The 13,600-nt window shown below is 64.4% G+C and carries 11 protein-coding genes; 6 read left to right on the top strand and 5 right to left on the bottom strand.

Annotated features, from left to right (window positions below):
* The first annotated feature begins 49 nt into the window (after window positions 1–49).
* On the top strand, window positions 50–2,581 hold the full coding sequence (gene hrpB / locus M1B35_RS11195; RefSeq protein ID WP_268261959.1) for an ATP-dependent helicase HrpB: 2,532 nt from the start codon (window positions 50–52) through the stop codon (window positions 2,579–2,581).
* 9 nt (window positions 2,582–2,590) lie between these two features.
* On the opposite strand, the gene M1B35_RS11190 is transcribed toward hrpB, so the two are convergent.
* Entirely contained in the window at window positions 2,591–3,670 is a 1,080-nt protein-coding gene (locus M1B35_RS11190; protein WP_268261958.1) for an endonuclease/exonuclease/phosphatase family protein, read from the bottom strand.
* A gap of 88 nt (window positions 3,671–3,758) precedes the next feature.
* On the bottom strand, window positions 3,759–4,421 hold the full coding sequence (locus M1B35_RS11185; RefSeq protein WP_123334738.1) for a YciC family protein: 663 nt from the start codon (window positions 4,419–4,421) through the stop codon (window positions 3,759–3,761).
* Between the two features lie 179 nt (window positions 4,422–4,600).
* Between M1B35_RS11185 and M1B35_RS11180 the strand changes: the two genes are divergently transcribed.
* From M1B35_RS11180 to M1B35_RS11170, 3 genes are all read left to right on the top strand, one after another.
* Window positions 4,601–5,401, top strand: coding sequence for a DUF2076 domain-containing protein (locus M1B35_RS11180; protein ID WP_268261957.1), 801 nt, complete (start codon window positions 4,601–4,603; stop codon window positions 5,399–5,401).
* A gap of 136 nt (window positions 5,402–5,537) precedes the next feature.
* Window positions 5,538–6,017, top strand: a complete 480-nt coding sequence (locus M1B35_RS11175; protein WP_020296927.1) for an NYN domain-containing protein — start codon at window positions 5,538–5,540, stop codon at window positions 6,015–6,017.
* Window positions 6,018–6,050: 33 nt separating this feature from the next.
* A complete protein-coding gene (locus tag M1B35_RS11170; protein WP_123334742.1) occupies window positions 6,051–6,662 on the top strand; it encodes a 3'-5' exonuclease in 612 nt (203 codons plus the stop codon).
* A gap of 21 nt (window positions 6,663–6,683) precedes the next feature.
* Here the strand turns inward: M1B35_RS11170 and M1B35_RS11165 are convergent, their stop codons facing one another.
* Complete coding sequence (locus M1B35_RS11165) at window positions 6,684–7,142, bottom strand: Lrp/AsnC family transcriptional regulator (protein ID WP_123334744.1); 459 nt, start codon at window positions 7,140–7,142, stop codon at window positions 6,684–6,686.
* 163 nt (window positions 7,143–7,305) lie between these two features.
* Between M1B35_RS11165 and yedA the strand changes: the two genes are divergently transcribed.
* Window positions 7,306–8,214, top strand: coding sequence for a drug/metabolite exporter YedA (yedA, locus tag M1B35_RS11160; protein ID WP_268261956.1), 909 nt, complete (start codon window positions 7,306–7,308; stop codon window positions 8,212–8,214).
* A gap of 60 nt (window positions 8,215–8,274) precedes the next feature.
* On the opposite strand, the gene M1B35_RS11155 is transcribed toward yedA, so the two are convergent.
* Complete coding sequence (locus tag M1B35_RS11155) at window positions 8,275–11,214, bottom strand: discoidin domain-containing protein (protein ID WP_268261955.1); 2,940 nt, start codon at window positions 11,212–11,214, stop codon at window positions 8,275–8,277.
* Between the two features lie 301 nt (window positions 11,215–11,515).
* Window positions 11,516–11,962, bottom strand: coding sequence for a hypothetical protein (locus M1B35_RS11150; RefSeq protein ID WP_123334751.1), 447 nt, complete (start codon window positions 11,960–11,962; stop codon window positions 11,516–11,518).
* Window positions 11,963–12,189: 227 nt separating this feature from the next.
* Between M1B35_RS11150 and rhlE1 the strand changes: the two genes are divergently transcribed.
* Window positions 12,190–13,521: an RNA helicase RhlE1 gene (rhlE1, locus tag M1B35_RS11145; RefSeq protein WP_123334998.1), complete on the top strand. Its 1,332-nt coding sequence runs from the start codon at window positions 12,190–12,192 to the stop codon at window positions 13,519–13,521.
* Window positions 13,522–13,600: the final 79 nt, after the last annotated feature.

The raw sequence follows: 13,600 nt of genomic DNA, 5'->3' as shown, positions 1-13,600 counted from the left end.
AACGCCAGGCAGTTCGCCGTTATACTCGCGCCTCTGTTTTGGAGCCAGCATGAATTCTCTGCCAATCGATGAAGTTTTACCTGCACTGCGTGAAGCCTTGGCGACACGCCACGAAGCGGTGCTCGAAGCGCCGCCCGGTGCCGGCAAGACCACCCGCGTGCCCTTGGCACTGTTGCAGGAAGCCTGGCTGGCCGGACAGACCATCCTGATGCTCGAACCCCGGCGTCTGGCAGCGCGTGCGGCGGCCGAGCGCCTGGCCAGTGAGCTGGGAGAAAAAGTCGGCGAGACCGTGGGTTACCGGATCCGCCTCGACAGCAAGGTCGGTCCCAAGACTCGGATCGAAGTGGTTACCGAGGGCATCCTCACCCGGCGCCTGCAGGACGACCCGGCCCTGGAAGGCGTGGGCCTGTTGATTTTCGATGAGTTCCACGAGCGCAGCCTGGACGCTGACCTGGCCCTGGCCTTGAGCCTCAACGGCCGGGAATTGTTCCGTGATGAACAGCCGCTGAAAATCCTCCTGATGTCGGCCACTCTGGAAGGCGAGCGCCTGGCCGGGCTGCTGGATGATGCGCCGATCCTGCGCAGCCAGGGCCGCATGTTCCCGGTGGTGCAGCGCTGGGGACGGCCGTTCCAGGCTGGGGAGTTCATCGAGCCCCGGGTGCTGCAAACCATTCTTGAAGCCCTCAACGACGAACACGGCAGCTTGCTGGTGTTCCTGCCGGGGCAGGCGGAAATTCGCCGGGTCCATCAACAGTTGGTCGAGGCCCTGGGCGAGGGCAGTGATGTGTTGCTCTGCCCGTTGCACGGCGAACTGGACCTGGCGGCGCAGCGGGCGGCCATCGACCCGGCCCCCGCCGGCCAGCGCAAAGTAGTGCTGGCCACCAACATTGCCGAAACCAGCCTGACCATCGACGGTGTGCGGGTGGTGATTGATGCCGGCCTGGCCAGGGTGCCGCGTTTCGATCCGGGCAGCGGCATGACCCGCCTCGATACCCAGCGCATCTCCCGGGCCAGCGCCACCCAGCGCGCCGGCCGCGCCGGGCGCCTGGAACCGGGGGTGTGTTACCGCCTGTGGTCCGAAGACCAGCACGAGCAACTGGCCGCCTACGCCAGCGCGGAAATTCTCCAGGCCGACCTCGCGGGGCTGGCCCTGCAACTGGCGCGCTGGGGCGTGACCCCGGGGCAATTGGTGTGGCTGGACGTGCCGCCCGGGGCGGCTTATGCACAGGCGCAGGATTTGCTCGAACGCCTGGGCGCTCTGAACATCACGGCTGGCGAGGACAGCAGTCTGACCCGTCATGGCCAGGCCATGGCCGAGTTGCCGGCGCACCCGCGGATCGCCCATTTGTTGCTGCGCGGCCAGGCCCTGGGCTTGGCGAACATGGCCTGTGACGTGGCGGCGTTGCTCGGCGAGCGGGACATCCTGCGCGGCGCCGGCGCTGATCTGCACAGCCGCCTGTCCTTGCTCGCCGGTGAGGCGCGTGCTGCCCGTGGCGCTCAGGGTGGCGTGCAGCGGGCGCGACAATTGGCCCGGCAATATCGCGGTTACTTGCGCGGGCCGGCGAGTGAGCCGGTGGCCGACCCTGAACATCCCCGCTGGCTCGGCGCCTTGTTGGCGCTGGCCTATCCGGATCGAGTCGCCCAGCAACGCCGTCCGGGTGGTGCTGAATATCGCCTGGCCAACGGCCGCGCGGCGTTGTTCAGTGAAGCCGACAACCTGATGAAGCAGCCGTGGCTGGTGATTGCTGATTTGGGCAGCCGCCAGGGGCAGCGCGAAGAGCGTATTTACCTGGCGGCGGATTTTGATCCGACGCTGTTCGACTCCGTGCTTGCCGAGCAGGTGCGCAGCGTCGACCAACTGGATTGGGACGAGCGAGAAGGCGTGCTGCGTGCCGAGCGCCAGCGCAAGGTGGGTGAGCTGGTGCTCAGCCGTGAACCCTTGACCGGTCTGGATGAAACGGCGCGCAGCCAGGCGCTGGTCAACCTGGTGCGGCGCAAGGGCCTGGAGCTGCTGCCCTGGACCCCGGAGCTGCGCCAGTGGCAGGCGCGGGTGGCCTTGCTGCGGCAACTTGAGCTGAGCGCCAAGGGGCAGAGCGAATGGCCGGATGTCAGCGACAGTGCCTTGCTCAAGGATCTGGAACACTGGCTGCGGCCTTACTTGGGCAAGGTTTCGCGGCTGAGCCATTTCGCCAATCTGCACTTGGCCAATATGCTCCATAACCTGCTGCCCTGGCCGCTGCCCCAGCGCCTTGAAGAGCAGGCACCGCAGCATCTGTCGGTGCCCTCGGGGTCGTCGATCCGCCTGGACTACAGCGAGCAGCCGCCGATTCTCGCGGTACGCCTGCAAGAGTTGTTCGGCCTGGCCGAGACCCCGCGCATCGCCGGTGGCCGGCAGGTGGTGAAGTTGCACCTGCTGTCGCCCGCCCGGCGTCCGGTGCAGGTGACCCAGGACCTGGCGAACTTCTGGCGCAGCACCTACGCGGAGGTGAAGAAGGACCTCAAGGGCCGCTACCCGAAACACTACTGGCCGGACGACCCGCTGGTGGCCGAAGCCACGGCCCGGGTCAAGCCGCGCAAATAGGGGCGGTCGCTACTGCGCGGCCGGCAACAGGAAGCGCGCCAGCACGGGCAAGTGGTCAGAGATGCGCAAGGTGTCGTCCTGCCTCACCCGGGCTTCCACCCGTTTGATCCGTGGGCTGTAGAACAGGTAATCGACGGTGCGGTCCGGGCCGCTGAGGCTTGGGTCGTTGGGGTAGTGAGTCAGCCAGTTGGCGCGATCGACGCCGCTGGCCTGGGTGTTGGTCGGGATCATCGGGTACTTGTCCCACAATACGTGCAGCGCGCTATCGGCGGCGTAAGGCGCCCGCTGTTCCGGGGCCAGGCGCTGGTACTGGCTCAGGGGCAGCAAGTTGAAGTCGCCGCCGATCAGCCACGGTGTGCCCCGGCCTTCGAACTTGTCCAGCACCTTGGCAATCGCCGTGACTTGGGTTTTCAGGGTGTCATCAGCCCGTCGCGGACGTTCCAGGTGGGTGTTGAGAACCGCGATCTGCCCACCGTCGCTGATGGGCAGGTAACTCACCAGCAAGGCGTCCTTGGGCTGGAACTGGCGGCTGAAGAGGTTCGCCGGAGCAACCGGCAATTGCACGCGTTCGGCATGTTCGATGCGGTAGCGGCTGAGGGTTGCCAGTTGCCGGCCGACACTGCCGAACACCTGGGGCCAGGGTACGAAGTCGGCTTTCCAGTCGAACGCCTGGGTGCTGCAGGGGTAGAGGTCGGTGAGGCGTTCCTGAAGCAGCTTGAGCTGGTTCTGGTAGTCGCTGGCCTTGGCGCCGTCATCCAGTTCCTGCAACAGCACCAGGTCCGGTTGTTCGTCCCGAATGACCCGGGCCACTTCATCAAGGCTGAAGGCCATGTCCTCGACGGTGGGCTGCTCATCCTCGCCATGGGCCTGGTCGTTCCAGAACACATAACGCTTGCCGGCCAGGTACTGGACGTTCCAGGTCATCACCTTGAGCGCCTGGCCCGGCACCAGCGGGCTGGCGCCGGCGCTGCAACTGACGGGTGCCGGGGCCTTGGCTTCGGGGCGCCAAGTCAGGCTGTAGGTGAGGCTGGCGAGCAGCATCATGATTAACAGCAGGGCCAACAGGATGGAGCGAAGTAGACGGGTCATCGGCTCGGCTTATGGCGATCCAGGAGTGCGCCCGAGCATAACCGAGAGCGTGGCCGCAGCCCAAGGGGCAGAGCGGCCAGCGCACTATTCAGGGGCGTTCGGCACGTTCGCTGACCAGGGTGAACAGGCGGTACAACACCACGCAGGTGAACAACTGCAAAAAGCTGTGGGTGCTGTCGATCAGCAGCGAAAGCATGGCGTTCTGCGGCTCCGGGTAGACCTCCAGGCTGGCGCGCTTGAGCAGCCACAGCGGCACCATCACACAGAGGATGCACACCAGGATGCGCAGGAAATGCCCCCGGCTCAGGCGAAAGCTTTGCTTGATCGCCGCCAGCGGATGCAGGCCCTTGAGCACCAGCAGGTACTCGGCGAATGCCAGCATCACCATCAGCCACAGCCCGGGCAGGAAATACAGCGACAAGCCGAGCATGATCAGCAAAGTGCTGACCGCGGTCAGCAGGGCGAAGCGTGGCCACAGGCTCAGGGCCATGGCCAGCACATCGCGGGTGCGGGGCGACTCGCCGCGGCTGCGGGCGTCGAGGAACAGAATCAGCGCACCGGTGTACAGCGGGTAGAGCAGCAACCCCACCACCAGGCTGTAGCCGGGCGAAGCCTCTGGCCCCAGGGCAGTGTCCACCGCGTGTTGCAGCAGGGCCTCGAACACCACCAGCGGCAGGCACAGCTGGGCGATCTGCCCCAGGTGACGGCGGAAGAAATACAGCGAGTCGCGGAGTACATCTAATGGATTCATCGATTGGGGTCGCAGGTCGCAAAGCGGTCCGCCACTTTAACCGATGCAGCCGGGCCACGAGCAAACGTAAAGCTTGGGTAAAGGCCATTGAAAGCCCGATGGCAGGCCCCATTACTGGTGCGCACCCTGGCCACACTGGCCAAGGACCAGATTCCTACCGGCAATCTAAAGAGGTCGCCATGAACCACCAAGAGCAAACCCTGATCGATGGACTGTTTTCACGGTTGCAGCAAGCCGAAAAGGATTCAGCCCCGCGTGACGCCCAGGCCGAGGCGTTGATCAAGGAGCATCTGACCCGCCAGCCCACGGCGGGGTATTTCATGACCCAGGCGATTCTGGTGCAGGAGGCTGCACTCAAGAGTCTCGATGAACAGAACCAGCAATTGAACCAGCAGGTCCAGCAACTGCAAGACGCCCTGCAGCAAGCCAAGGCCCAGGCGCCGGCAGCGGCCCCCAGCAGTGGCGGTTTTCTTTCCAGCATCTTTGGTGGAGGGCCCCGAGAGTCGGCTCCGGCGCCGAGTGCACCGCCATCTTCAGGAGGCGGCTGGCGTGAGCCGGGCCGGCCTTCCGCTGGCGTCGCGCCGCAACAGAACTTCAATGCCCCGCCGCCAAACTACGGTTCAGGGCAGCCGGGCTATGGCGCCGGCCAGCAAAACTATGCACCACCACCCCAACAGGCTCCCGCCGCCGGCAGCGGCTTTCTCGGCGGTGCCCTGAAAACCGCAGCCGGTGTGGCGGGCGGGGTGATGCTGGCGCAGGGCATCAGCAGCCTGTTCCACAGCCAGCAGCAGCCTCAGGAAATCGTTGAGGTGATCAAGGAAGAGCCCGCACCGGCCAGTGATACGGGTGGCTGGGGCAATGACGAGCCGCGCCTGGCCAACAACGACAACTGGGGCAACAACGACCAGGGCGGCCTCAGCGACGCCGACTATGGCGACGACGACAGCTCGCTGTTCTCCGACGACGACTCCTTCGTCTGATCGACCCTCGATCCGCGGCGTCCCGTGCCGCGGATCGATTATTCGCGGAACACTCCTTTGCGCTGGCATACTGGGCGACTTTTCGGGCCCCGAGTCCCGACCCAGCCTATGCGCGTCAGCGCCATGAGGATTAGCGGTGAAGAAAATCGCGGTGTTCGCCGATGTCCAGAACCTCTATTACACCGTGCGTCAGGCCTATGGTTGCCACTTCAACTACGCAGCCTTGTGGGCGGATATCAGCAAGCAGGGGCAGATTGTCGAGGCCTATGCCTATGCCATCGACCGGGGTGACAGCAAGCAGCAGCAGTTCCAGCAGATCCTGCGCAACCTCGGCTTCACGGTAAAACTCAAACCCTATATCCAACGCAGCGACGGCTCGGCCAAGGGCGACTGGGACGTGGGCATCACCATCGACATCATGGATGCTGCGGCCCATGTCGACGAAGTGGTGCTGGCCTCCGGCGACGGTGATTTCGACATGCTGTTGGAGCGCATCATCCACAAGCACGGTGTGCAAGCGGTGGCGTATGGCGTGCCGGGGCTCACCGCCAATTCGCTGATCCGCGCCGCCAGCCGCTACGTGCCGATTGAAGGCGCGTTACTGCTGAAGAACTGAATATCGACCCTTTGTTTACGGAGCTCCACAGGTTTGGAACGCATTGCAGTCATCGACTTTGAGACCACTGGCATTTCCCCGAGCAGCAGTTGCCGGGCCACCGAAATTGCCGTGGTGATCCTGGAGCAGGGGCGCATCGTCGAGCGTTACCAAAGCCTGATGAACGCTGGCGTGCGCGTGCCGGCGTTTATCGAGCAACTGACCGGCATCAGCAACGCCATGCTGCGCAGTGCGCCGTCGGCGGAGCAGGTGATGAACGAGGTCAACGAGTTTGTCGGCACCACGCCGCTGCTGGCCCACAACGCCGCGTTCGACCAGAAGTTCTGGGATTTCGAACTGGGCCGGATCAAGCGCACCCGCTTGCAGAATTTTGCCTGTTCGCTGTTGCTGGCCCGACGTCTGATGCCGGCGGCACCGAACCACAAGCTTGGCACCCTGACCACTTACGCCAGCCTGCCCCACACCGGTCAGGCTCACCGGGCCATGGCCGATGCCGAGATGGCCGCCAACCTCACCGCGCACCTGGCCCAGGAGCTGCGCCAAACCCACGGTTTGCGCGAGCTGTCCCATGATTTTCTGTGCAAGTTGCAGAAGGTCCCTGCAGCGAAAATCCCCGAGCACCTCAAGCGTCAGCGCGGCGTCTAGCCTCGGCCGCAGCCGCTCGCGTCAGCCTGGCTTGGTGGCGTTTTCCAGTTGCCCCAGGGGCACGCGCCGCTCGATGGCGCTCGACAGCACAATGGATGTTTTGCTGAAACCGAACTGAGCCACCCGGTTGATCAGTTCCTCCAGTTCCGGCATCGAGCCCACGGCCGCTTGCATGATTACGCAGGGGTCGCCGGTCACCCGGTGGCATTCGGTCAGTTGCGGGATGCTGATCAACTCGTCATAGGCCTTTTGGTTGCCGTGTTGCGCCAGGCGCAGTTCGATCACGCACTGGATCGGTAGCCCCAGCTTGGCCATGTCGACCTTGGCCTGATAACCGGTGATCACGCCGCTGGCCTCCAGCTTGGCCACGCGCTCGGCCACGGCCGGGGGCGACAGGTTGACCTTGCGCGCCAGGTCGGCGTAGCTCGCCCGGCCGTTTTCCAGCAGGCCGGCGAGCAGCATGCGGTCGTATTTGTCCATCCAAGGCTCCTAAAGTGGCCGGCTTTCGAAAGCACGGTATATAGCCCTTAACTCAAGGGTTTGAAAAGTGTATGGGCCTTTTAAACAGTTTTTGTAGCTTAGTTATCGTGACCGGCTTTTTTAGAATAAGGCTCTTTCTTGCCTGCCTGCGAGTGCTCCCCCCATGCCTGGTTCACGCCGTTTTCCCTTGCCGCTGATCGCGGCGTTTTTTGCCTTGTATGTGATCTGGGGGTCGACCTATCTGGTGATCCGCATCGGCGTCCAGTACTGGCCGCCGCTGATGCTGGGGGGCATCCGTTTCGTGATCGCCGGCGCGCTGATGTATGGCTACCTGCGCTGGCGCGGCGTGCCGGCACCCACCTGGGCGCAGTGGAAGGCCGCCGGGATGATCGGCATCCTGCTGCTCAGTTGCGGCAACGGCGCGGTCAGTGTGGCCGAGCACACGGGCGTGACTTCCGGCGTTGCGGCCCTCGCAGTGGCCACGGTGCCGCTGTTCACCCTGCTGTGCGGTTACTTCTGGGGCGCGCGCAACACCCGCCTGGAGTGGGCCGGCATCACCCTTGGGCTGATTGGTATCGGCATGCTCAACCTGGGCTCCAACCTGCAATCGAGCCCCCTGGGCGCGGCGTTGTTGCTGTTTGCAGCGGCGGCCTGGGCCTTCGGTTCGGTCTGGAGCAAGCACTTGCCGCTGCCTCAAGGGGCAATGGCCAGCGCCGCGGAAATGCTTGTGGGCGGGGTGGTGCTGTTGATCGCCAGTGCCATGAGCGGCGAGCAATTGGACAGCATGCCGCCTTTGGAAGGTTGGGCCGCCTTGGCCTACCTGACCGGCTTCGGGTCGATCATTGCCTTCAACGCCTACATGTACCTGCTGAAAAACGTGCGCCCGGCGGCCGCGACCAGCTACGCCTATGTCAATCCGGCGGTGGCGGTGTTGCTGGGCATCGTGTTCGTGGGCGAGACCATCGGGATGGAAGAGGCCCTGGCGATGGTGGTCATTATCAGTGCCGTGGTGCTGATCGGCTTGCCTCAGTGGCGCAAGCCCAAGGCGGTGGTCCAGCAAGAGGTGGCCTGAGCAGCCAGGCGGTGAGGGGCAGGGGCGGCCGCTGAAGCAGGGTCAGCGACCGCCCGTGTATCAGTTGCAGGCGCCCTCGTCACGCCAGACCTTGCCGGCGCCCTCTATGCCGGTGAACGCCGGGTTGCCCGGCTCATTGCCTTTGGTCCACCAGCGAGCGGTGTAGAAGCGCCCCTTGTGGCTGACCTTATCGTTTTCCCAGTAGGTGCCTGCCGGGCTCCATGGGCCTTGGCAGCCGACGGGTTTTTCCACGGTGTCGGCCAGGACCTTGACGTTATGCACGCGGGTTGCGCTGTGTTTGCCGTTGCTCACCGTCAGGGTGACCTTGTAGGTCGTGTCCTGGGCGACGTTCGGGGCGACGAACTTCATCAGTGAGCCCGCCGCCTGGAAGCCCACGCTGGGGCTCAGGCTCCAGTTGTAACTCAGGGCCAGTCCGGCCGGGTCCTTGGAGTCAGTGGCGTTGAGGTAGACCGTGTCACCGCCCTTGGCCTGGGTCGCGCCGCCAATAATCGCCACCGGCGGCTTGATCTCTTCCACGGGCGGTTCGCTCGGTTTATCGCCACCGCTCTGGCAGGGGCCGAGGTCACGCCAGACTTTGCCGGCGCCATCGGGCCCGGTGAACGAGGGGGTGCCCGGCTCGCTGCCGGATGTCCACCAGCGAGCCTGGTACTGACGACCTTTCCACTGCACCACATCATTGGCGACGTAGGTGCCACCGACTTTCCACTCGGGTTTGCAACTGGCGGTGGCGGCTTTGCCCTTGATCAGCACGTCGTGGGTGCGGGTGCTGCTTTGCTTGCCGTTGCTCAAGGTCAGGGTGAAGGCGTAGCGGGTGTCCTCCGTCAGTTCGGGGGCGGTAAAGCTGATCTGCGCGCCAGCGAAACTGAAGTCCAGCTTGGGCGAGGCTTGCCAGGTGAAGCTCAGGGCGTTGCCTTGCGGATCGCTGGAGGCGGAAGCGTCCAGCACGATCTTGTCCCCAGCGTTGGCTTGGCTCTTGCCATTGATGACCGGCACGGGGGCTTGGCCCGCATCCACAGGCTTCAGCGACGCTGCCTTGACTTGGTTGTCGGCGCTGAATTCGCCATCGGCGAGCAAGTTCCAGGTGCCGCTTGGGTTGTTGCTGCCATACACCTGGTAGCCCTTGATGTTGCCGGCCTGGCCTGCGTCCTGGCGGGGCAGGTAATGCAACTGCGAGAAGCGGCTGTCTGCACCCAGGTCAATCACGATCTCGTGGGGGTAGCGCGCACCGGCGGCGGAGCTCCAGTAGGACTTGGGGTTGCCGTCGAGGACGTGAGCCCCTGCGGCGGAGCCGGCCACGGCGCTGCTGGTGGACAGGACACGCCAGCTGCTGCGTGGCAGCGATTGGCCCTTGGCGTCGGCCAGCAGCAATTCAGCCACGCTGGCAGTGTCCTTGCCGTCCACCGACGAGGTCGCCACCAGCTTCAGGTAACGCGCCTGGGCGGTTTCACTCGGGTTGGCGTAGCTGAAACCATCGAGGGCCAGGTCAGAGACGGCCTTGCTCTTGTTGCCACGCACGGCCAGGTACCAACGGCCGGCTTGCGGGTTGTTCACCCCCAGCGACGGCCCGGCACTTTCCTGGGAGCGATAGTCGTAATCGCTGAGGCTCGGCTGGGCGCCACGCTTGATCAGCAACTGGGTGGCTGCCGGGTGCTCGGTGCGCTCGCCGCTGGTGATCATGAACACCAGGCGCTCTGTGCCAGGGGCCACGTCAATCGGGAAGTAGCGCCACTGGTTCTGGTCCAGGCTGACCCGCTCTTCGAGGGTCCGGCTCGACTGTTCCTCGGCCAGGGGCACCACGGCAGGGGCGAAGGCGGACATTCTTGCCGCGTTTTCACGCCATACCCGCGCCATGTTGGCGGTGCGTGCATCGCCAATCGGCACCCCGCGGATGTCTTTCACATCGGGGTTGGAGAAGTAGCCGATGTTGTTGCCGCACATGATGCTGCCGACCGAGCCGTTGTTATGACCGAATTTGTAGCTGGAACCGTTGGAACAGTGATGGCCGCCGGCGTTGTGACCGATTTCATGACGGAAGACGGCGGCCGAGCCGACGTAGTTGATGGTGTAGCGGCCACCGACATAACCCCAGCCCACGGCAGTGTCTTCGCCGGGTATGCCTTTGACGAATGCCGCCACCATGTCAGGGCTGTATTGCTTCATGCCTTCGGCGAACAGGGTGCTGACCTTGCCCAGGCTGCCGGTGCCGGCAGCGGCGGTAATCGGGTAGTCACCGGGGATCACCTGAGTTCCTACCAGGCGCAGGCGCACCCCCTGGACCAGGGACTGTTTCAGGGCACGGTTGACGGCGGCGATCTGGGCCAGGGCATAGGCTTCGTGGTCGCCGATGTAGTCGACTGCTACCTGGGAGAAACCGGCGAGCACGTCGATCACGGTTTCGCCCTGGGCGTTGCGGTTGAGTTGCAGGCTGCGTTGGCCGCTCAGGGTTTCCAACACCTGCGGCGTCTCGACCACGTCGCTTTCCACGTAGTCGATGTTGCCCGGCGCCTGGGGGTGGGCGTCGAGACGGATCAACTGCTGCTCGCCGTTGGCCTGGCCGCGAATGATCGCGTGGGCGTCAGGCAGCAGGGCGATGAAGCTGCCGTCCTCACGGGCCACCAGGGTCATTTCCCCGGGCGGGCTCAGCGAGCGGGCGCGGCCTTCGAGTTGACCGGTCATGACTCGGAGGTCTTTGAAGCGGTCATTGGGCTGCGCCACCAGGTTGCGGATGCGCAGGCCGATTTCCTCCTGCAGGCGTTCGGTTCCCGCTTCGATGACTGTGCGCTGCTGTGGGTGGGCGGTCAGTGCCTGGAGGTTGATGAAGTGACCGCTGATCCGGCGTTCACTGCCTGACTGCGCGCTGGTGACGGGTTCTTCATGGGCCAGGGCCATGCCACTGAGTGGCAACAGCAGGGCGCTTCCCAGGCTGGCGATCCAGAGACGGCTGGCGCGGGACAAGGGGTTCAAGGTGAAGCTCGACATAACCATTCCTGAAAAAAACGCAGCGCGGCGCAACGCCTGGCGAACAGGCCCGCTAAAGCGTCCGCGCTGAGGGTGTGGATAAGGAGTTGTGCCGGCGGCGGGCATCATAGGCAGTGGCCTGGGTGCCGTACATCGAGAGGGGGGCTTTTAGTACCGGTCCTAAGGAACCTGCGTGGCCAGGGGCTGAAATGGCCGTTAGGCAGTGGTTTTGCCGGGTGTTGGGTTCAGCGGCCAGGCGTTGCACCGGCGCGCCATAAAAAACGCCGGGCAGTGCCCGGCGTTCTGGTTTCAGCCCTGAAGGTCACTCAAAACCGCTGAGCATCACCACGGCGATGAGTGCCACCACCACGACCAGGGAGAACAGCAGGCCGATACCCACCGCGCGCCATAACGAGAAGAAGTGCTCGTGGATCTGTAGCTGTGGGCCGAGCAACTGGCGGGCGTAGGTGTTCATCGCAAAGATCGGCGGCAGGATGAAAACGATCCCGGGGACGCTGTCCGGCAGCAGAAAGCCGGCCAGGGTCATGGCGATAAAGATGCCGATGCCCATGGCCCAGACCTTGTTGATTTCACGCTCACGTCCCAGCGCCTTGAGGTTCTGAGTGATGAAATAGGCGCCGGCCACTGAGGTGCCGACGAAGGTGCCCAGGCCGATCGCCGCGACGCTGTAGAGCCGTGGGCTCTGGGCCGGTGCCTGGTTGGCGAGCAGTTCGGCGGCGGGGGCCTGGAAGGGGTTTTGGCTGTCCATGGGGGTTGGAACTCCTTTATTGGCCCGGCAGTGGGTTGAGGGACGGGGCTGTGCGTCCTCGGGTGACCCGTGTCAGGCCATGGGGTGTGTGAGGGCGGCGAGCATACCGCATCAGGCTTGACCGTGGGCGTCTCGGGCCCTGCGGTGCGGCCCGGGAGTGCGGCCCTGAATTAAGGTAAACTGCCGCCCATTGCCTTCCTGTGCTGACTTTTTCCTACGGTACCCCCATGACATTCGCCACCCTTGGCCTGATCGAACCCTTGCTGCGCGCCCTCGAAACCCTCGGTTACCAGACCCCGACCCCAGTGCAGGCTCAGGCCGTGCCTGCGGTGCTGGCCGGTCGTGACCTGATGGCGGCGGCCCAGACCGGCACCGGCAAGACCGGTGGTTTCGCCTTGCCGCTGTTGCAGCGGCTGACCATGGAGGGGCCGAAGGTCACCAGCAACTCGGTGCGTGCGCTGATCCTGGTGCCGACCCGGGAACTGGCCGAGCAGGTACATGAGAGCGTGCGCCAGTACGCCGAACACCTGCCGCTGAGCACCTATGCGGTGTACGGCGGGGTCAGCATCAACCCACAGATGATGAAACTGCGCAAAGGCATTGACCTGCTGGTGGCCACGCCCGGCCGCCTGCTCGACCTGCACCGGCAGAACGCGGTGAAGTTCAGCCAGTTGCAGACCCTGGTCCTGGACGAGGCCGACCGCATGCTCGACCTGGGTTTCTCCGAAGAGCTCAAGGACATCTACGCCGCGCTGCCCAAGCAGCGTCAGACCCTGCTGTTTTCCGCCACCTTCTCCGACGCTATCCGCGCCTTGGCCGGGCAGATGCTCAATGACCCGCTGAGCATTGAAGTCAGCCCGCGCAACGTGGCGGCCAGCAGCGTCAAGCAATGGGTGGTGACGGTGGACAAGAAGCGCAAGCCGGAGCTGTTCAGCCACCTGCTGCGCAAGAACCGCTGGAAGCAGGTGCTGGTGTTCGCCAAGACCCGCAACGGCGTGGACGCCCTGGTGGAAAAACTTCAAGGCCAGGGCGTGAATGCCGACGGCATCCACGGCGACAAACCCCAGGCCACCCGTCAGCGCGCCCTGGACCGGTTCAAGGCCAGCGAAATCCAGATCCTGGTGGCCACCGATGTGGCAGCCCGTGGCCTGGACATTGAAGACCTGCCGCTGGTGGTGAACTTCGACCTGCCGATCGTGGCCGAGGATTACATTCACCGCATCGGCCGTACCGGCCGCGCCGGTGCCACCGGTGAGGCGATCTCCCTGGTGTGTGCCGACGAAGTGAACCTGCTGTCGGCCATCGAGACCCTGACCCGCCAGACCCTGACCCGTCACATGGAGCAGGATTTCGAACCGGAGCACCGGGTGCCGGACACCGACGCCAGTGGCCAGGTGATCAAGAAGCCGAAGAAACCCAAAAAGCCGAAAACCTCCGGGGGCGGCAAACGCAACCTGGGCAAATGGGTGGACAGCGGTGATGTGGCCGAAGCGCCAGCGGCCAAACCCGTACGCAAAGTGCCCGTATTCAACACCGGGCCGCGCAAAAGGAAGCCTTAGGAGTAGTTGGGGGATTCAAGCTGCAAGCTTCAAGCGGTAAGTGAAAAGCCCCACGCTTGCAGCTTGCAGCTTGCAGCTT

Origin of the sequence: Pseudomonas morbosilactucae (assembly GCF_023241665.1) — a bacterium.
Lineage (GTDB): Bacteria > Pseudomonadota > Gammaproteobacteria > Pseudomonadales > Pseudomonadaceae > Aquipseudomonas > Aquipseudomonas morbosilactucae.
Note: the sequence above shows the minus strand (reverse complement) of the source record. Positions and strands in the feature narration are given on the sequence as shown.

Bases quoted from the DNA above. Each gene is read 5' to 3' on its own strand.
- hrpB (WP_268261959.1), top strand. From the start codon at position 50: ATGAATTCTCTGCCAATCGATGAAGTTTTACCTGCACTGCGTGAAGCC.
- M1B35_RS11190 (WP_268261958.1), bottom strand. From the start codon at position 3,670: ATGACCCGTCTACTTCGCTCCATCCTGTTGGCCCTGCTGTTAATCATG.
- M1B35_RS11185 (WP_123334738.1), bottom strand. From the start codon at position 4,421: ATGAATCCATTAGATGTACTCCGCGACTCGCTGTATTTCTTCCGCCGT.
- M1B35_RS11180 (WP_268261957.1), top strand. From the start codon at position 4,601: ATGAACCACCAAGAGCAAACCCTGATCGATGGACTGTTTTCACGGTTG.
- M1B35_RS11165 (WP_123334744.1), bottom strand. From the start codon at position 7,142: ATGGACAAATACGACCGCATGCTGCTCGCCGGCCTGCTGGAAAACGGC.
- yedA (WP_268261956.1), top strand. From the start codon at position 7,306: ATGCCTGGTTCACGCCGTTTTCCCTTGCCGCTGATCGCGGCGTTTTTT.
- M1B35_RS11155 (WP_268261955.1), bottom strand. From the start codon at position 11,214: ATGTCGAGCTTCACCTTGAACCCCTTGTCCCGCGCCAGCCGTCTCTGG.
- M1B35_RS11150 (WP_123334751.1), bottom strand. From the start codon at position 11,962: ATGGACAGCCAAAACCCCTTCCAGGCCCCCGCCGCCGAACTGCTCGCC.
- rhlE1 (WP_123334998.1), top strand. From the start codon at position 12,190: ATGACATTCGCCACCCTTGGCCTGATCGAACCCTTGCTGCGCGCCCTC.